Source organism: Mycobacterium deserti (genome assembly GCF_025345615.1).
Lineage (GTDB): Bacteria > Actinomycetota > Actinomycetes > Mycobacteriales > Mycobacteriaceae > Mycobacterium > Mycobacterium deserti.
Genome location: NZ_JAODWD010000001.1, coordinates 376,086 through 394,200 on the forward strand (window position 1 = coordinate 376,086; position 18,115 = coordinate 394,200).

At 64.2% G+C, this 18,115-nt stretch carries 20 protein-coding genes; 9 read left to right on the forward strand and 11 right to left on the reverse strand.

Annotation, left to right across the window (positions count from 1 at the left end):
- Positions 1-2: 2 nt before the first annotated feature.
- The 6 genes from N4S67_RS01870 to N4S67_RS01895 are packed head-to-tail and all read right to left on the reverse strand — an operon-like array spanning position 3 to position 5,383.
- A complete protein-coding gene (locus N4S67_RS01870; protein WP_260991238.1) occupies positions 3-1,181 on the reverse strand; it encodes an acyl-CoA dehydrogenase family protein in 1,179 nt (392 codons plus the stop codon).
- Entirely contained in the window at positions 1,181-1,969 is a 789-nt protein-coding gene (locus N4S67_RS01875) for an enoyl-CoA hydratase-related protein (protein WP_260991239.1), read from the reverse strand. The genes N4S67_RS01870 and N4S67_RS01875 overlap by 1 nt, the downstream gene beginning before the upstream one ends.
- Positions 1,962-2,798 carry an enoyl-CoA hydratase-related protein gene (locus N4S67_RS01880; RefSeq protein WP_260991240.1) on the reverse strand — a complete coding sequence of 279 codons (837 nt, stop codon included), beginning with the start codon at positions 2,796-2,798 and terminating at the stop codon, positions 1,962-1,964. The genes N4S67_RS01875 and N4S67_RS01880 overlap by 8 nt, the downstream gene beginning before the upstream one ends.
- Positions 2,791-3,684, reverse strand: coding sequence for an SDR family oxidoreductase (locus tag N4S67_RS01885; RefSeq protein WP_260991241.1), 894 nt, complete (start codon positions 3,682-3,684; stop codon positions 2,791-2,793). The genes N4S67_RS01880 and N4S67_RS01885 overlap by 8 nt, the downstream gene beginning before the upstream one ends.
- Positions 3,685-3,704: 20 nt before the next feature.
- Positions 3,705-4,583, reverse strand: a complete 879-nt coding sequence (locus tag N4S67_RS01890) for an amidohydrolase family protein (protein ID WP_260991242.1) — start codon at positions 4,581-4,583, stop codon at positions 3,705-3,707.
- Between the two features lie 8 nt (positions 4,584-4,591).
- Positions 4,592-5,383, reverse strand: coding sequence for an enoyl-CoA hydratase/isomerase family protein (locus tag N4S67_RS01895; protein WP_260991243.1), 792 nt, complete (start codon positions 5,381-5,383; stop codon positions 4,592-4,594).
- Positions 5,384-5,429: 46 nt separating this feature from the next.
- Here N4S67_RS01895 and N4S67_RS01900 point away from each other — a divergent pair, with 46 nt between their 5' ends.
- The 3 genes from N4S67_RS01900 to N4S67_RS01910 are packed head-to-tail and all read left to right on the forward strand — an operon-like array spanning position 5,430 to position 8,915.
- Positions 5,430-6,653 carry an acyl-CoA dehydrogenase family protein gene (locus tag N4S67_RS01900; RefSeq protein WP_260991244.1) on the forward strand — a complete coding sequence of 408 codons (1,224 nt, stop codon included), beginning with the start codon at positions 5,430-5,432 and terminating at the stop codon, positions 6,651-6,653.
- Complete coding sequence (locus N4S67_RS01905; RefSeq protein ID WP_260991245.1) at positions 6,650-7,852, forward strand: CaiB/BaiF CoA transferase family protein; 1,203 nt, start codon at positions 6,650-6,652, stop codon at positions 7,850-7,852. The genes N4S67_RS01900 and N4S67_RS01905 overlap by 4 nt, the downstream gene beginning before the upstream one ends.
- A gap of 22 nt (positions 7,853-7,874) precedes the next feature.
- A complete protein-coding gene (locus N4S67_RS01910; RefSeq protein WP_260991246.1) occupies positions 7,875-8,915 on the forward strand; it encodes a hypothetical protein in 1,041 nt (346 codons plus the stop codon).
- Here N4S67_RS01910 and N4S67_RS01915 read toward each other — a convergent pair.
- Genes N4S67_RS01915 through N4S67_RS01930 form a run of 4 tightly spaced genes read right to left on the reverse strand, consistent with a single transcriptional unit; the run spans position 8,912 to position 11,840 of the window.
- On the reverse strand, positions 8,912-9,661 hold the full coding sequence (locus N4S67_RS01915; RefSeq protein WP_260991247.1) for a FadR/GntR family transcriptional regulator: 750 nt from the start codon (positions 9,659-9,661) through the stop codon (positions 8,912-8,914). The genes N4S67_RS01910 and N4S67_RS01915 overlap by 4 nt on opposite strands.
- A gap of 29 nt (positions 9,662-9,690) precedes the next feature.
- Complete coding sequence (locus tag N4S67_RS01920; RefSeq protein ID WP_260991248.1) at positions 9,691-10,437, reverse strand: FadR/GntR family transcriptional regulator; 747 nt, start codon at positions 10,435-10,437, stop codon at positions 9,691-9,693.
- Between the two features lie 48 nt (positions 10,438-10,485).
- Entirely contained in the window at positions 10,486-11,304 is an 819-nt protein-coding gene (locus tag N4S67_RS01925; RefSeq protein WP_260991249.1) for a mycofactocin-coupled SDR family oxidoreductase, read from the reverse strand.
- Positions 11,301-11,840, reverse strand: coding sequence for a PaaI family thioesterase (locus N4S67_RS01930; RefSeq protein ID WP_260991250.1), 540 nt, complete (start codon positions 11,838-11,840; stop codon positions 11,301-11,303). The genes N4S67_RS01925 and N4S67_RS01930 overlap by 4 nt, the downstream gene beginning before the upstream one ends.
- A gap of 147 nt (positions 11,841-11,987) precedes the next feature.
- Here N4S67_RS01930 and N4S67_RS01935 point away from each other — a divergent pair, with 147 nt between their 5' ends.
- The 6 genes from N4S67_RS01935 (at position 11,988) to N4S67_RS01960 (ending at position 16,675) form a co-directional block, all read left to right on the forward strand.
- Positions 11,988-13,463, forward strand: coding sequence for an aldehyde dehydrogenase family protein (locus N4S67_RS01935; RefSeq protein WP_260991251.1), 1,476 nt, complete (start codon positions 11,988-11,990; stop codon positions 13,461-13,463).
- A 37-nt stretch (positions 13,464-13,500) separates the two neighbouring features.
- Complete coding sequence (locus tag N4S67_RS01940) at positions 13,501-14,388, forward strand: SDR family NAD(P)-dependent oxidoreductase (protein WP_390893241.1); 888 nt, start codon at positions 13,501-13,503, stop codon at positions 14,386-14,388.
- A complete protein-coding gene (locus N4S67_RS01945; protein ID WP_260991253.1) occupies positions 14,378-14,779 on the forward strand; it encodes an acyl-CoA thioesterase in 402 nt (133 codons plus the stop codon). Before N4S67_RS01940 ends, N4S67_RS01945 begins: the two co-directional genes overlap by 11 nt.
- Positions 14,780-14,996: 217 nt before the next feature.
- A complete protein-coding gene (locus N4S67_RS01950) occupies positions 14,997-15,773 on the forward strand; it encodes a hypothetical protein (protein ID WP_260991254.1) in 777 nt (258 codons plus the stop codon).
- Positions 15,774-15,776: 3 nt separating this feature from the next.
- A complete protein-coding gene (locus N4S67_RS01955; protein ID WP_260991255.1) occupies positions 15,777-16,409 on the forward strand; it encodes a cytochrome c oxidase subunit 3 in 633 nt (210 codons plus the stop codon).
- A gap of 2 nt (positions 16,410-16,411) precedes the next feature.
- On the forward strand, positions 16,412-16,675 hold the full coding sequence (locus N4S67_RS01960; protein ID WP_260991256.1) for a cytochrome C oxidase subunit IV family protein: 264 nt from the start codon (positions 16,412-16,414) through the stop codon (positions 16,673-16,675).
- Positions 16,676-16,713: 38 nt separating this feature from the next.
- Here N4S67_RS01960 and N4S67_RS01965 read toward each other — a convergent pair whose 3' ends face one another.
- A complete protein-coding gene (locus N4S67_RS01965; protein ID WP_260992011.1) occupies positions 16,714-18,111 on the reverse strand; it encodes a phosphotransferase in 1,398 nt (465 codons plus the stop codon).
- Positions 18,112-18,115 lie beyond the last annotated feature (4 nt).

The window sequence follows — 18,115 nt, forward strand, 5'->3', positions numbered from 1 at the left end:
TCCTAGCGGGGTAGGCCGAGGACGCGTTCGGCGATGATGTTGCGCTGAATCTCCGACGTGCCGCCGTAGATCGTTTCGGCCCGGCCGAGAAGGAACAACTTGCGAGCGTTGTCTGCGCGGTTGTCACATCCGAAAATCGCTTCCGTACCGAGGATCTCGACGGCCAGTTCGCCCAGCCGTTGATGGTGAGTCGACGCGAACAGCTTGCTCGCGGTGGCGGCCGCGGTCGTCACCGCGCCGGACGTGTGGGTGTCTAGCAGGTCGCTCACCACCCGCAGGTTCGTGGACCGCATAATGTGCACGCCGATCAGAGCGTCGACCAGACGCTGCCGCAGCCTGCGGTCGTCGAGGGCACCCAAACCTCTGGCCGCCTCGACGAGCTCGCCTACCTCCCGCTCGACCGACAACTGCATCGGCATCAACGCACTCCCCCGCTCGAGGCTCAGCGTGGACATGACAACGGGCCAGCCGTTACCCACGCCGCCCACGACCATGTCCTCCGTCGTCCGCGCGTCGTTGAAGAAGCATTCGCTGAACTCCGCGGATCGCGCGATGTTCTCGATCGGCCGGACCTCGACACCCGGCTGGTCCACCGGCACCAGCAGCAAGGTGAGCCCGCGATGACGCAGCGACACGTCGGGGTCGGTGCGGCACAACACATAGAGCCAGTCGGCACGATCCCCGAAGGTCGTCCACACTTTCTGGCCGTCGATGTGCCATTTACCATCGGCGAGCACCGCCTTCGTCCGCACCGCGGCGAGGTCCGATCCTGCATCGGGTTCGGAGAAACCTTGGCCCCACATCTCCTCGACGGCGAGGATCCTTGGCAGGAAGCGGCGCTTCTGCTCCGCCGAACCGTGTGCCAACAGAGTCGGTCCGACAAGCTCCAGCGCCTGGGTGTTCACCCGGGCCGGCGCGGCCGCCCGCGCGTACTCGTACTCGAAGACGATCTCCTCGGCGAGGCCTGCGCCTCTGCCGCCGTATTCCGCCGGCCAGGTGAGTCCCAGCCAATTGCCCTCGGAGAGTTCGCGTTCCCATGCGAGGCGCACGTCCCACGCAGTGTCGTCGGTGGGGCTGCCGACACCGCGGTGGTCGTGAAACTCCCCGACCAGGTGTTCGGCGAGCCAGGTCCGCACCTCCTCGCGGAAGTCTGCGTGTTCGTCTCCGACGACCGGGTCCATCACAAGTTCAGCCCCGGGTAGGAACGGAAGTTCGGCGGCCGATTCTCGGTGAGACTGGCCGTCCCCTCCGCGAAATCCGGTTGTTCCTTGGCGAGTTTCAAGAGGTACTGGGCACGGATTCGCGCCGCTTCGATGGTGGTTTCGCTGTCCTTCCACACCTGGGACTTGATCATCGCCATCGCGACCGGCGATACATTGGCGGCTAGCCCGCGCGCAAACGCCACGGCGTCATCCAGCACGCTTCCTGGCTCCGAAAGCTGTTGCACGACACCGAGGCGCGCGGCCTCTTCGGCCAGAAACACCCGGCCGCTGGCGAGTAATTCAAATGCATGCGACGGCCCGCACAGCCTGGTGAGCACCCAGGCGGTGGCATCCTCCGCAGGCAAGCCTCGCTTGGCGAATGCGGTCGAGAACTTCGCTCCACGCACCGCGAACCGGTAGTCGAGCATCAACGCCTGCGCCAGGCCGATGCCCGCGCACCCGCCGTTGATCGCACCGACGATCGGCTTCGGCACCGTGGTGGCGTGGGTCTGCAGACGTCGATTGCTGGTGTAGGCAACACCCGAACTCACCGAGGCGAGCACCTCAGGATCGAGGCCCGGCACAAAGGACGTGCCTGCTCCGGTGACGACGATGACACGGACGGAGGAGTCAGCCGATGCGCGGTCCAGGCAGTCGTAGAACTCGGCCTCCATCGCCGCGGTCCACATGTTGCGCCGGTCGGGGCGGCTAAGCGTCAACACCACCACGCCCTGGTCATCGACGTCGTACAGCACAGTGTCAGTCAACGGGACTCCAGCCACGGTCGGCCTCCGGGACCGGAATGTGCTTGGAAAGACCGAAGGTCGGAGAGCGGTGTTCCAGGAACGACGCGACGCCCTCGGTCGCATCGTCCTGGCGGCCGAGCCAGCGGAACACTTCCCATTCGCGATGGAAGGCTGCTTCGCGATCGGTCTCGCCCAATAGCTCGTAGGCGAGTTGCTTGGTGATCCCCACCGCGGCGGGGGCGGTGTTCTGCGCGATCTCGTCGGCGATCGCCAGTGCCCGTGGCAGCACGTCGTCACCCGGCAACGCCTCGGATGCGAGGCCGTACACCTCGGCCTCCGCACCGGAGAAAATCCGGCCGGTCAGCAGCAATTCCACTGCCCGCCCGAAGCCAACCAGCCGCGGCAGCAACCACAGCGAATTCTGCTCCGGGATGAGGCCCCGCCGGGTGAACACGAAGCCATATTGCGCCGCTTCGTTGACGATTCGGATGTCCCACTGCATGGGGAACGTGAGGCCGATCCCGACGGCGGATCCGTTCATTGCACCGATGACGGGGGTTCGCAACCGCCAGGGTCGCGGTCGTGCGCCGAGTTCGGCCCTCGACCGACGGTGTTGCTCATTGTCGAAGGCGAAGTTCGCACCGCCCGGTTCCATGTCGGCGCCGGTGGAGAAGTGCCTGCCGCGGCCGGTGACGACAATGGCCCGGACCGATTCGTCGGCATCGAGCAGCTCGAGCTGGCGGTGCAGTTCGATCTGCATCGCCGTGATGAACGCGTTCCCGCGGTCGGGCCGGTCCAGCCAGACGACCGCAGTGGCTCCGGCCGGTTCGACGGTGATTCCGTCAGGCACGGGGTCGACCGGACCCGTCGGAGTTGGGCCGCGCCTTCGCGACGAGGTCCGGGATGACTGCGCCGAGTTCCTCAGCGGGCCAGCGTGCCTCGATCTCGACGCCGGGGCCTGCAGTCCAGGTCTCGGCCACTGAGATTGCGCCGCCCTTGACATTGAAGACGCGGCCGGTGACATCGGCAGCTTCCGCCGAGGCCAACCACACCACCAGCGGTGAGATGTTCGCCGGGGAACCCGCGTCGAAACCGGTTCGCTCCTGAATCTCCTTCATGCGCGCAACGTAGGTCTCCAACCCTTCGGTCATCTGAGTCAGGGCGCTCGGCGCGATCGCGTTGACGGTGATACTCATCCGCGCGAGTTCGTCGGAGAGGATGACGGTGAATGCGGCGATCGCGGCTTTGGCTGCGCCGTAATTGGATTGACCCGGGTTGCCGTACAAGCCCGACGGCGACGACGTGTTGATCACCCGTGGATGCGACACGAGATCATCGGCCTTGTGCCGTTCGCGCCAGTACGCCACGGCGTGTTTGGTTGGTGCGAAAGTGCCGCGCAGATGTACCCGGATCACCGCGTCCCACATGTCGATGTCCATGTTCACGAACATCTTGTCGCGCAGGATGCCTGCGTTGTTGACCAGGATGTGCAAGTCGCCGAAGGTGTCCAACGCGGTGGCGATCAATCGTCCGGCACCGTCCCAGTCCGAGATGTCGTCGCTGTTGGCCACCGCTTCGCCGCCTGTAGCGACGATCTCGTCGACGACGTCCTGGGCCGGACCGATATCGTTGACGACGACCTTCGCGCCCTGTCGGGCGAACTCCAGCGCGTGTTCGCGGCCGATCCCACCTGCTGCGCCGGTGATCACCGCGACGCGGCCGTCGTGCAGTCCCATGAAAATCCTTTCCCGTCAGCTCAGTTCGGGCGGCCGAAGACCGCGAGTGCGTTACCGCCCAAATATCCGGTGCGGCTCTCGCCCGTCAGTGCCAGCGCGCGCCCCTCGGTCACCGTCCGGTCGATCGGCAGGATCGGATAGTCCGACGCCCACATCAACTTTCGCGGATTGCGCCGCTCGGCGAATCGCAACACTTCCTCCGCCACGTACTTGGGCGCCCAGCCTGCCGTCATCGCGTAGACGTTGGGGTGCTTGAGTAGCATCGCGATGGTCTCGGAGATCCACGGGTCGCCGAGGTGGCTCATCACGATCGCCAACTCCGGGAACGCCAGGGCGACTTCGTCGACGAGGATCGTGCGCTGCAGCTTTGCTGGCTTCATCGGTCCCGGCACGCCGACATTGATCGACACGACGGCACCCTCGTCGCATGCCGCGGTGTACAGCGGGTAAGCAAGCTTGTCGTCGATCGCGATGCCGGTGAACATCGGGATGATGCGGATGCACTTGATTCCGTATTCGCGCACGGCGATTCGCACATGCTTGGCCGCCTCGTAGCCGAGTCGCGGGTCGACGCCTACCGAGGTGACGAACCGTCCAAGATGGTCGCGCGCAAACCCCGCCAGCCGCTCGCACGTCTCGCGCAGCACGGCCTCGCCGGTCTTGGTGCCGTGCACGAACGGCGGGGTGATGTCGCGCGGCGCCTTCGACAGCACGCCGCCGGCGATGCCGAGCCTGTCCATCTCCGCCACCACGTCGGCCAACGTCTCGCCGCCCTCGTAGGCGCTGTTGCCACGCTTGAATCGCGCGACCACCGATGGGTCGGGGGTCACTTCACCCGGCAGATACGGCAGGTTGATCCACGCGTCGAAGACCGCTGGCTCGACATCTGGTTGGGTCATGCCTGCCCCTAACGCCCCTTGTATTGCGGGGTTCGTTTGTCCTTCATCGCCTGCAGCGCCTCTACGGCGTCCTCGGTCGCCGCGACGACCGCGAAATGAGACGAGATCAAGTCGAGCGCCGTGCGCAGATCGGTATTGGCCGACTGGTAGGTCGCCCGCTTGATCATCCGCACCGTGATCGGCGCGTGGTCGGCGATCGTTCGGGCCAGCCGGGTGGTCTCCTCCGCCAGCGCCTCCGGAGCCGCGATGCGGTTGACGAGCCCGATTCGCAGCGCCTCCTCGGCGTCGACGTAGTCGCCGGTGAGCAGCAGTTCCAGCGCCTTGGCCGTCCCCACGATCCGGGGCAGGTAGTACGCCCCGCCGTCACCGGGCGTCAGACCGACCTTCACATAGCCCTCGGACACCCGCGCCGACGTCGACATGATCCGCATATCGCACATCAGCGCCATATCGAGGCCCGCGCCAACGGCGACCCCGTTGATCGATGCGATGATCGGCTTGTCCAGATCCTCGAGTGCGAGTGCGACGCGGTGGATGTCGTCGTGCAGCTGGGCCTTGCGCTGTAGGGGTGTCAGGTTCGGGTTCGCATTCGAGATCGACGACAGATCGACACCTGAGCAGAACGCCTTGTCCCCCGCGCCCGTCAGTACGAGCACGCGGACGTCGTCGTCATTCTTCGCCTCGCGAAGCAGCCGCTCCCACTCGCGGATCATCTCGAAGGTGAAGGCGTTCCGGCTATCCGGCCGGTTGAGCAGGATGGTGCCGATCCCCTCACGGACTGACCAGTCGAGTTCGTTCACTCAGACCCCTCGATCTATATCGTTAACTCATTGTACGATACAGGGCGTGACGCGACGGCTGGACGGGACCTCGGAGATTCCGCTGTCGACGGCCGACGCGGAGTTTCGCGACGAGGTCCGGACCTGGCTCGACGAGCACCTGATCAGCGACTTCACCGGTCAGGCCCACCGCGGCGGTCCTGATGACGACGACAACTGGGAGCTTCGCCGGGCCTGGGAAGCCGAACTGGCCGCAGGCGGCTGGCTGGGGATGAGCTGGCCCCGTGAGTACGGTGGCCGCGAGGCGACGCTCACCCAGGAGATCGTCTTCGCGATGGAGTGCGCGCGGGCAGGTTCTCCCCCACGCGCGGCGTTTCACGGTGAGACCCTGATGGCCCCCGCGGTCCTGTCGCACGGCACTGACGAGCAGAAGCAGCGGCTGCTGCCACCCATGGTCCACGCCGAAGTCGTGTGGTGTCAGGGATATTCAGAACCGGGCGCCGGTTCCGATCTGGCGAACGTCGCGTGCCGCGCCCGCCGGGAGGGCGACGAATGGGTGGTGTCCGGCGAGAAGGTCTGGACGACGTTCGCCCATCACGCCGACTGGATTTTTGCGATCGTCCGCACCGAGCCGGGGTCGGTGCGTCACGCAGGGCTGTCGTATCTGCTGATCCCGCTCGATCAGCCCGATGTGCAGGTGCGACCTATTCGCACGATGCTCGGCGACAGCGGGTTCAACAGCGTGTACTTCGAGGACGCGCGCACGTCGGCCGACAATTTGATCGGAGCCGAGGGCTCCGGCTGGACCGCAGCGATGACGACCCTCGGACATGAGCGGGCCACCTCGGTGCTGAACTACCAGTTCTCGTTCGTCCGCGAGATGAGCCAGCTCCGCGAACTCGCCACCCGCCGCGGCGCGGTCCACGACGAGATGTTGCGGGATCGCCTGGTCGACTCGTACATCGGCCTGGAAATAATGAGCCACAACAACATGCGTTCATTGGCCCGCGCACTGGTCGACGGCGAGTTCGGGCCCGAGGCGTCGATCGGCAAGTACTACTGGTCGCGGTGGCACCAGTCGTTCACCGAGCTCGCCATGGACGTGCTCGGACCGGATGCGCTCCTAGGTACCTCGTGGGGCGACGGTCCCGATGCCGCGTCGGAAGGTATGCGCCGCGCGTTCATCCGGGCGCGTGCCGAGACCATCTACGCGGGCACCAGCGAGATTCAGAAGAACATCATCAGCGAGCGCGTGCTCGGTATGCCGCGCGAACCGAAGCCGGTCACATGAACCGACCGCTGGAGGGCGTGCGTGTCCTCGACCTCAGCCGAATTCTTGCCGCTCCCTTCGCGACCCAGTTGTTGGGCGACCTGGGCGCCGACGTCATCAAAGTCGAACGTCCGCGAGTCGGCGACGACGCCCGCCAGTACGGCCCACCCTTCCTCGACGAGCCCGGCGGCAATGAGTCCGTCTACCTGAGCGCCAACCGCAACAAGCGATCGATCACGATCGACCATTCGTCGCCTGCGGGCGCCGACCTCGTCCGGGAACTCGCCGCGGAGTCCGACGTTCTCGTGGAGAACTATCGCGTAGGCGTCCTCGACAAGTACGGGCTGGGCCATGAAGCGCTGCACGCGCTGAACCCTCGGCTGGTGTACTGCTCGGTGACGGGCTTCGGCCAGGACGGCCCATATGCCGCACGCGCAGGCTATGACGGTGTGTTCCAGGCGATGAGCGGCTTGATGAGCGTGTCAGGCGTCCCCGACGGCCAGCCGGGCGCGGGGCCGATGAAGGTCGGCGTCTCGATGGTGGACATCTTGGCGGGCCTGTACGCCTCGTCCGCCATCCTTGCCGCGCTGCGCGAACGCGACATGATTTCCGGCAGTGGGCAATTCATCGATCTCTCATTGCTCGACTGCGGGGTTGCGGCGCTCTCGCATTACGCGCAGAACTACCTCGTGTCAGGCCAGCCCGCGCCGCGCCGGGGCAACGGTGGCTTCGGTGGCATACCGTCCCAGGCCTTCCGGTGCGCGGACGCCGACATCTTCGTCGTCGCCAGCACGACCCGGCAGTGGTCAGCGCTGGCGGCCGCACTCGGACGGCCCGAACTGGCCGACGATCCACGGTTCGCCGCGGTGTCCGCGCGCATTGCGAACCGCGACCTCGTTTTGGAGACCCTCGAGTCGATCTTCGCCCAGCAGCCGGCCGCACACTGGATCGCCGCGCTGGAAGCCGCCGATGTGCCGGTGAGCCCGGTGAACTCGATGGACGCCGTGTTCGACAATCCGCAGGTACGACATCGAGGTATGCGGGTCGCCGTAGATCACCCCACCGCGGGTTCGGTGAACCTCATCGCCAACCCCATCATCCCGGCGACCACCTACACCGCACCACCGCTGCTCGGCGAGCACACCGAGGAGATCCTCACCCGGCTGCTCGAAAAGACACCCAACGAAGTGAACTCGCTGCGCGAAAGCGGAGCGATCTGACCGAGCGATAGGAGACTCATCGATGGTGACGCACGCGGGGCAGGCCTTCTCGAACGCGGCCGAGTTGTCCCCCACCGGCAGCTTCAACTGCGGCGCGCTGGCTTCAGGACGGAAATTCGACGCCGCAGAGCTGTTGTCCGACGAGCCGATGCTCGGACTGGAGCGCGAAGCGGGCTACATGTGGGGCACGCTGCGTGACGAGGACGGCGACCTGTATTCGGTGATGCGTCGCATCGCACCGCCGGCAGCCGCCCAGGGCACCGGGCTGTCGCTGCCCTCCAAGCTCATCATCGTCTCGACGGGGACCGCGGAGGAGCAGCTTCAGCTGCGGAGGGAGCCGCGCGGCGCTGCTGACAGCACCGACATCCAGCGGCATCCGCACAATGGCAACGCCGTGCGCTTCGCATCGGGCGCCGATGCGCCCGGCCGGTCGATGGAAATGGTGCTGTCCGACGATGAATTCTCCTACGTCGAGGACGGCGTCCTCGATGTCAACGGCCGCCTGGTGGTGCCGCCGCTCCAGTGGTACCTGCCGGGGCCGCAGTCGTCGCTGCTCTACATCAGCCACACCTGGCTGGTGGACGGCGAACTGCTCGGCAAGCAGGCCCGCGGTTTCCTGTTCTGGGAAGAGGCCTGGATGCCGCCCGGCGGTCAGCTCTATGTCAAGAAGGACCCTCTGCACGACGCGGAATACCTCACCTGGTACTCCTGGGCGAACCTCTTCAGCGACGGGCAATGCGAGGTCGGGCATTTCCTGTTCGGGCAGAGGGACTTCCACGTCGGCGTCGTTGCCGACAGCAGCGGCAACATCACCTCGGCACGCACGATGGACGCGGTGATCACCCGCGCCGACGACGGCTACTGGCACGACGGCATCAATTACACGATCGACGGCGTCGACTGGGTCTGCGAACCCGACCCGCAGGGCCGGATGCAGGGTCTTGGCAGGATGCCGAACCCGCAGCAGGAAGGCCGTATGCATCGGGTCGACGACACCCGAGTTCCCGACGTGTGGATGGCGTGGGGTGAGACGGTGCCTGCCGCCGGCGATCGCAGGCGTTAGCTCAGCACCTCGACGAGCGCGGTATCGGATTGGCCCACCATGAACTTCTCGACCGCTTCGAGGTGACGTCGCCAATGTCGTTGCGCCGCGGCACCTTCTCCGTTCTGCAGCAGTTTGACCAGCTTCCGGTAGGCGCTTTGCGCTTTCTTGTTTGCGGTGCGCTCGTAGCCTGGTGGATGCGACGCGATGAACTGGGCGTTGTGAGTGTCGAGTATGTCGAAGAGCATGCGGCCAAGCACTGCGAGCGTCATGCTGCCCCCGCGCTCGACGACGCCGACGTGAAAGCGCAGGCTGTAGTCCGCGAACGCGGCCTCGTTCTCGATGATCGAGTCGCCCTCGCGGACCAGTGCTTCGAGGGCGCGCACCGGCGCCTTGGCCCGTCGGGCCGCGATCATCCCGACCGCCGACACTTCGAGTTCCGTCCTGGCGCGATAGACGTCGCTCAGCGGTGTCCCCTCGTACTGCAGCAGCGTCCCTGTGTACCGTGCGGCCATCGATCCGTCGGGCTCGAGCACCCGCGCGCCACCCCTCGGGCCGCGCACGACCGTGATGATCGACTCGGCCTCCAGGATCCTGAACGCCTCACGCAGGGTCGGCCGCGACACCCCGAACTCGGCCATCAGGATGGTCTCGCTCGGCAGCATCCGCCCGGGTGCCAACTCACCGGTGACGACACGACGCCGCAGGTCAGCGGCGATGAGCGCGCTGGCCTTCGGGACCGTCACCAGAGACGAACTACGGACCATATCGATAGATGATATGGCGCAATGGGGGATCAGCCGAGGACGTCGAGCACCTTCTCCGCGACCCCGCTGCGACGGACCTGTGCGGCGGTCTCCCTGATGTGTTTCCGCCACAGGGTCTCCGCGGCCTCCGCGTCGCCGCGCTCGATCAGATCGACCACGCGTCGGTGTGTACGCGCGCCCGCCGCTACCGCAGGCCCGTGTACCGCCGGTCGGGTGACGGACATGTAGCGACGCGTGGCGGCATCGATGACAACCCGCACCATCTCGGAAAGCACCCGCAACGTGGTATTGCCAGCGCACTCGATCAGCAGCCGGTGAAAGTCGCTCTCCAACAACACGAGTCGCTGTGGATCGTCGGCGGCGTCCGCCTCAGCCACTACCGCCGCGCGCAACCGGTGCAGCTGATCGGCGGTGTGCGACCGGGCGAGCATCGCGACGCACGGCCCTTCGAGCGCGGCCGCTGCTTCAAAGAGGTCGGCCGTCGTCGTCCGCCGATATTCGAGCACCGTCGCGGCATAGCCAGCGGCGGTCTCCACCCGGGGAACGCTGACATGGATGCCGCCCCGGGGGCCGCGGCGCACCGAGACCAGCGACTCCGACTCCAGGATTCTGATCGCCTGACGCAGCGTGGGTTTCGACACCCCGAGATCGGCAAGCAACTCGCCCTCCGGCGGAAAGGACTCACCCTCACTGAGCTCGCCGAGGATGATCTGGCGCCGTAGTGCGGCAGCAACGACGTCGGCAGCCTTGGGCCCCGATCGTTCGGTGCTCACCATCACTCAACACTAACGGCAAGACTCACATGACCCCTACCGAGTGCAACCTCAGACCTTCGTGGCACCCATGTCCAACGTCAGTTGCGTTCCAGTCACGGTCCGCGACAGATCGGACGCCAACCACACCACGGCGTCGGAGATGTCGTCGGGCTCGGCAAGCGGAACCGCGGGCAGCACGCTGCCGAACGACATGGCGTAGGCCGGATGCTCGGTGAGCATGGTGGCGGTCATCGTGTCCTCGGCCATCGGGGTGGCGACACCCCACGGGTGAATCGAATTGACCCGAATCCCGTACTCCCCCAGTTCAAGCGCTGCGCTCTTGGTCAGGCCGACGACCCCATGTTTGGCGGCGCTGTAGTGCGCCTGGCCAGGTAGCGACTTGATACCGGCGACGGAGCTGACGTTGATGATCGATCCGCCATTAGCCGCGGACAGCATGTGCGGCACAGCGGTTTTCATCGTCCGCCAGACTCCAGTCAGGTTGGTGTCAATCAAGGTCTGCCACTGGTCGTCGGGCATCTCCCAGAACCGGCTCCAGTTGCAGATACCTGCATTGGCCACCACGACGTCGAGTCGCCCGCCGAACTCAGCCACTCCCGCCCCGAGCGCATCGCCCATGGTCTCTGTGTCGCGAACGTCGGCGACCCGGGCGATGATGCGCGCCCCTTCGCCTTCGACCAGTCGCACGGTCTCCTGCAGATCGGCCTCGGTCGCTGCGGGATACGTATTCGCGGCGGCGGCAGGCCCCGCGATGTCGACCGCGATGACCGAAGCGCCTTCGCGCGCCAGACGTACCGCGTGACTTCGACCCTGGCCGCGCGCGGCTCCGGTCACGAAGGCCACTCGGCCCGCCAGCAGCGTCGTCATTGGTCTCCGCCTGGGGCATCCAGACTGCGGAGCCATTCGTCATGACGATCGAAATGGTCGGCCGGCCGTCGCACCATGATCGCTTCCGCGGACGCCACGAGGACGTCGGGATGGGCCAACTTCAACTCGGCCTCCACGAACACCCGGCGTCCTTCACTGCGCACGACGTGGGCGCGGGCGATGAGCGGGCGCTCAACGGGCACGGGTTTTACGAACTTCACCTGCAGCGTGCCTGTCACCGCGAGCTGACCTTGCCATAGGAGAACGTGGCCGACGATCTCGTCGAGCACTCCGGCTGTCCATCCTCCGTGCGCGACGTTGCGGCCACCCTCGTGGTCGCGAGGGCATTGGACCTCGCTGATCACGACGCCGTCCGTTCGGAGGGTTTCGGTGTGCACACCCAGGCGGCAGTTCGAGATTCGTCGGCAAGAGCTACACAGCACCACACCCCCGGGCGACCGCACCACGTACAGCGGATCGTCGGGATCGTCGGTGTGCAGCCGACCCAATGGTTGCGCCGCGGCGCCCTCATTCATGGCTTTACCTTACACCGTAATGTTTTCTTCACGGAGCAGTTCGATCCAGCCTGACGACCATCTGTTGTGCTGTGTCAGACGTCACGTTACAGTGTAAAGGAATGGGTCTTTCGCCGGAATAACGCCTGTAACTGGAGGAGGTCATTAATGACGCGGACCGAGTACGAGGGTCGACTCTTCATCGACGGCGAGTTCCGCGAGGCGCGCTCGTCTCGCCGCTACGACGTCATCAACCCGGCGGACGAGTCGGTGGTGGGGACCGCCGCGGACGCCTCCGCCGAGGATGTTGGCGACGCGATCACCGCAGCCCGCAGGACTGCCGACGAGACGTCCTGGAGCACCGATCACGACTTCCGCCGGCACTGTCTCGAGCAACTCCAACAGGGCTTGCGCAAGGAGACCGAGGACATCAAGGCGCTCGTCACCGCGGAAGCAGGCGTGTGCACGTCGGTGATCCCCACCCACGTCGACGTGATGATCGAAGGCATGGACTTCTTCAACGACCTGATCACGTCGTTCCAGTGGGAAGAAGACCTGCCGCCGTACGAGATCATGGGCAACCTGAGTAACCGCCGAATCCGTTACGAGCCCTACGGTGTCGTTGGCGCGATCACGCCGTGGAACGCCCCGTTCATGACGGCCATCTGGAAGGTTCACCACGGGCTGGTGACGGGCAACACCGTCGTGCTCAAGAGCGCGCCGGACACACCGCTGTCGGAAATCATGCTGGCTCGAATCGCCGCTGAGAGCACCGATATTCCTGCAGGTGTCCTTAACGTCATCAGCTCGGAGGACAAGGCCGTGGCGGGCGACGCCATGACCGCGGATCCGCGAATCGACCTGTACCACTTCACCGGATCGCCCGGGGTCGGACAGCGCATCGCCGAACGCGCGGCCAACGGTATCCGGCACTGCGTGCTGGAACTGGGGGGCAAGTCGGCCAACATCATTCTGCCTGACGCCGACCTCGACATGGGTTGCGGTGTCGGCGTGGCGATGTGTATGTCCAGCAGCGGACAGGGCTGCGCCTTGGCGACCCGCATGGTGGTTCATGCCGATGTCTACGACGAGGTGCTGCAGCGGCTAGAGATGATAGTCGGCAACCTGCCGTGGGGTGATCCCACCGACCCGGGCAATTTGGTCGGGCCGATCATCCGTCTGGAGCAACTGGAACGCATCGAGGGACTCGTGGACCGTGCCCGCGCCGACGGCGCACGGGTGCTGTGCGGCGGCAAACGCGGCGACCGCGGCGGCAAGGGATTCTGGTACCTGCCAACGGTTGTCGCCGATGTCGACGAGAACGCCGAGATCGCCCAGAACGAGGTGTTCGGGCCGGTGCTGACCGTCATCCGCTACGAGGGAGACGATGACGAGGCCGTGCGTGTCGCGAACAACTCGCGGTACGGATTGTCGGCATACGTCCAGTCCCGCGACGAAGACCGCGCGTGGGCTGTGGCCAACAAGTTGCGCGCAGGCACCGTGAACATCAACAACTCGTTCTACCTTTCGCCCGATGCCCCATTCGGTGGCTGGGGTATCAGCGGCGACGGCGTCGAGCACGGCGTCGCAGGGTTCCGCGAGTATCTGCGGATCAAGTCCATCGCCAGCCCGGCGAAGGTGTGATCACGAGATGAGCGAGATGACTTCTGCCCGACGGCCGCTGCGGATGGCCGACAAGGTCGTGGTGATCACCGGATCGGGTTCGGGACTCGGGCGGGAGAGCGCGCTACTCTTCTCGGCCGAGGGCGCGACGATCTTCACGAGCGACAAGGTCCCGGGCCGTGCGCAGACGGTGGCCAAGGAGGTCGAGGCCGCAGGGGGCAACGCCACTGGGATCGACGCCGACGTTCGCAACGAAGCCGACATGAAGGCTCTGGTCGACACCGCGATCGACACCTACGGCCGGATAGACGTCATGTGGGCGAACGCCGGTGTGCCGGAACCGGGATTCGGGATGAAGTCGTTCGCCGACTCCGAACTCGACGACTGGCACGATATCCTCGCGGTGAACCTCACCGGGATCTACCTCGCGTGGAAGTACGCGGCGAGATGGATGATCCCCAATGGTGGGGGCACGCTGCTGGCCACCACGTCGGCCGCGGCGTTCAACGCGTATCCGGGGTTCCCGATGTACACCGCGTCGAAGGCAGGCGCCAATGGGCTGGTGCGTGCCGCGGCACTGGAACTCGGTAGATTCGGCATCCGAGCCAACGGTCTGGCGCCCACACACGGGATGTCGGTCAACTTCGCCATGCCGCCAGAATCAGAAGTGCTCGGGAAGTCCTACGAAGAGATGATGCCGTGGGACCCGGACCAGCGGGCGATGCCGCTTCGGCTCAACCGTCCGCCGGTTATCCGGGACAACGCCAACCTCGCACTGTTTCTGGCGTCCGACGAGTCAGCGTACATGTCGGGTCAGGTCATTCAGTCAGCTGACGGCGGTAATTTCGCCCGCACGTCGATCATCTTCCCCACGGACCTCGGCCAGGGCGATGACATCACCGCGGGCGCCATACCCGACGAGATCCGCGACCAGATTGACCGCTGATTCGAACGGGGGCTCTGTCCTACGACTGACACCGAGGTGGACCGATCTGGATCCCATCGGTCACGTCAACAACAGTGTGTTTCTTGTCTACGCAGAAGAAGCGCGGGCCCGGTACCTGCGTGACGCTTTGCCGGGCGCATGGAACTCGGTTGTCGTGGTGCACAACGCCATTGACTACCACCGCCCCGTTGAGGAAACCGACCTCGTCGAGGTGACGTCAGTGGTCCACGGCGTCGGCACCTCGTCGCTCACGACGATCAATGTCATCTCCACCGCACACGGAAAATGCGCCACGGTGCGGACGGTTCAAGTCGTCATGGACGAGGACCGCTCCGGTACCCGACCGTGGACCGAGGCAGAGCGAAAAACGCTCGCCGAGTTCATTGAATAGCGCTCCTGTTAGCTACCGACTTAGTCAAGTATATACTTGACTAAGCGCAGCCGGCGCGCATAGTCTCAAGATCGAGCTGACCGGCGGCCGAGAAGGCGTACATGACATCGACCACCACGGTGGGAGCGGTTACGCGCGGATCGCGCGTGCCGACGTCTCGTAGTCCTTCACAGAGGCGAGCTACCCCGACGGGACGCTTCACGGAGGAGGATTTCGGATGACGATGCGCCAGCCCAGCTTCGACAAGCAATTGGAACGATTAGGGGCATGGTCGGGCATTGTGTGGGTCATCTTTGCGGCCGGAGCATTCCTCGGCGGTCGACTGGTGCCGCCGCGCTCTCCTTCCATGGATCCGGTTGATTTCGCGGCATTTGTCGCCGACCATCGGTACGCGATTCTGATCGGCATGCTAGCGCTGTTCATCGGTGGCTATACGTTCCTGATCACTTGGTCGATCACACTCGCCTATCAAATCAAAAAGTACGCGAACCCATCACCACTGAGCTTCTGCGTCTCGGTTGCGGTAGGTGTGAACGGGGGCATCATCGGAATGCTCTGCGGCATACTGGGAACCGCGATGGCGTACCGGGTCGAGGTTCTCGATCCGGTTACTACGCAACTGTTGTACGACATGATCCTCTTCCTGTTCCTGTCGACCTGGCCGCCTTTCGTGCTATGGCTCTTCGTCGTTGGCTTCGCGATACTCAGTTCAGAGAACCGCCAGACGATGTTTCCGCGGTGGACGGGCTTTATGTCGCTCTGGGCGGGAACTTTGGAGGTCGCCGGTGCCGTCTTGGTGTTCTACTACGAGGGTCCGTTCAGTTATAGCGGCCTCGTATCGTTCTGGGTACCCGGTGCCTCATTCTTCTCCTGGGTTCTGGTGATGGCACTAGTTCAAGTCAGGGGATGGTCCCGAGTGCAAGACGACCAGCCAGGCCAACTTGTGGTGAAACATTCAAGTGCAGAGCCAGATTACGAACGAGGCTCTGTCTGAACCATGAGCGAACATGGAGCAACCGTCTCGGCGACGACAACGTCGAGCGGAGTCGGCGCAGAGGTCCGCCCGATCCCTGGTGAGACGGGGATATGGGTCTTCGCTCTACTCGATGGATTGGTCTTCACGGAGATGTTCTGCATCTTCGCGTGGTATAAGGCGCAGAACCGCGATCTCTTCCAGCTGTCACAGCAGACCTGGATCAATCCAATTTATGGCCTGGTGTACACCCTTCTGCTGCTGACGAGTTCGTGGTGCATCGTGATGGCGGTAAGTGCTGTGCGTAGGCGACGATACGATATCGCGAACCGACTTGTTCTGTGGGGACTGGTATTCGGAACAGCCTTCGTGTTGATCAAGCTGATTGAATACGGTGAGAAGATCTACACCGGAATCACGCCGATAACCAACGAGTACTTCATGTTTTACTTCGTGATGACCGGCATACATCTGGTCCACGTCGCTGTTGGTTTGAGCGTTCTCGCCTATATGCGCAGTCAGATTGCTTTCTCCGTGTTCTCGGTAGATCTGCAGCAATCGACACGTATGCGCTCGGTCACGACGTGCGGAATCTATTGGCATTTCGTTGACTTGCTCTGGATCGTTCTCTTCGCGATGTTCTACCTAAGGAGTTGAGCGTGAGGGAACTGATTAACCATCGTGCGACCTATGTCTTCGTCGCACTCATAGCGTTGACTGGCGTCGGCTATCTGGCTACGGGCCTGCCAGAATCGGAGTCAACAATCTGGGCGCAAGTCGTATTCCTGGCCTGCGTAAAAGTGCGCTGGGTGCTCTTGGATTTTATGGAGTTGCGAGCCGCACCCGTGAGGCTGAGGTTAGTGTTCGAGGGGTGGGTGCTCTTGATGGGCGGCGCTTTGATTGCGATCAACTGGCTGGGCTAGCCGGCGAACCCAGATCATCGGCGGAGGGCTAGTCGGTATCAGAACACCCGCTGCAACGGTAGGCCGGAACGAAAGCCGGCGAAAGTCTGAATCGGCTCGGTGATGAACTCCGCTCTGGAGTGGAAGCGGTGAAGAACGCGGATGGTCTGCTCGAGATCTTTCTCGGGGTCCTGCCGGATTCGCGATTGCAGGGCGTCAAGCCCTTCGAGCTCGCTCGCGAAGCTTCGGTTCATGAGCCGCTCGAAGTCCTCGATGGTCTGTTGTTCGAGCATGGGACCCAAGGTCTGACCGAGCACCGCCGCCTCCGCTACAGCGGCGCCGCACTCGTAATCGAACAGCAGATTGTCGTCGTCCACACCGTCTGGGAAGTAGTCGCGCATCTGACCGACCAGCCACGTGTTGTACCGGGTGTGGGTGTTCACATGAGGCTCGGGCCGTGCAGATGGGTCGAGTTCGAAGCCGTAGAACTCCGCCAACGCTTCGCACGTGCCCCGGAAGTGGATCGGGATGAAGGCGTGAACCTGCGTACCGTCACGGTGGATCTGCGGAATCGGCTGATGCCACAGCGGATAAACGTACAGCGGGCTGGCCATCATTCCGGCCACGGTCCAGTAGCAGAGCGACTGCTTGTCGAGTTCTCGTCCCATCAGTTCGGCCCAGTAGTGCAGGTGGTCAGGCAAACCTGGAAGGGGATAGCACAGATCTCTGAGCCGCATGAGTCCGATGTCCTGCATAGGATCTCCTACGTACGCCATCTCGAGGTCGAACATCCCGGTCATGGTGTCGCCTTCGAACATGAATTGATCGGTGCCGATATCGCCGGTGGTGAGCGAGAAATTGTCCACGGGTTTCGGTGGGTGGTTCTCGAGCCACCACAGAGTCAGTTCGATCAACGGTTCGGGGCCTTTGTCAGGCCAGAAATCGTAGGGCTGCCGAAACTCATCGAGCATCTGATTGACACCCTCTTCGTAGGTGGTGGCCATCGGCAGATTGTCCGGCAGGTCGAGCGTCCGATAGTCCAGCTTCTGCATCGCAACGACGGCCTCGACATACTGACGGAACAGACTCGCCTGCCGGTCCGGATCGTCGACCCCAGTAAGGAATGGCGTGCCAGGGAGGGTGTCCATCAAGAACCACCCCCCGTTCGGTTCGTAGCCGTGGAAGCCGGGGACCTTGCACCCTGCTTCGCCGAGCGCGCGGCAGATGCCTGCTTCCATCCTCAGCCGCTCGCGAAACGACTCCTCGGCCGGCCCTATCGGCGCGCGGAAGCCACGTAGCATGACGTGCTTCACGGTTCCATCGGGCCTTTCGATGTCGAGGTAAAACGTTGGACGCCAGCGCTTCTGACGTTCTTGGCGGATGATTCTCCCGCCGATGGTCTCTGCCGCCCAGGCCAAAGCGGCGTCAGTGTGACGGCCATCATCGTGCGGTGCCATCAAA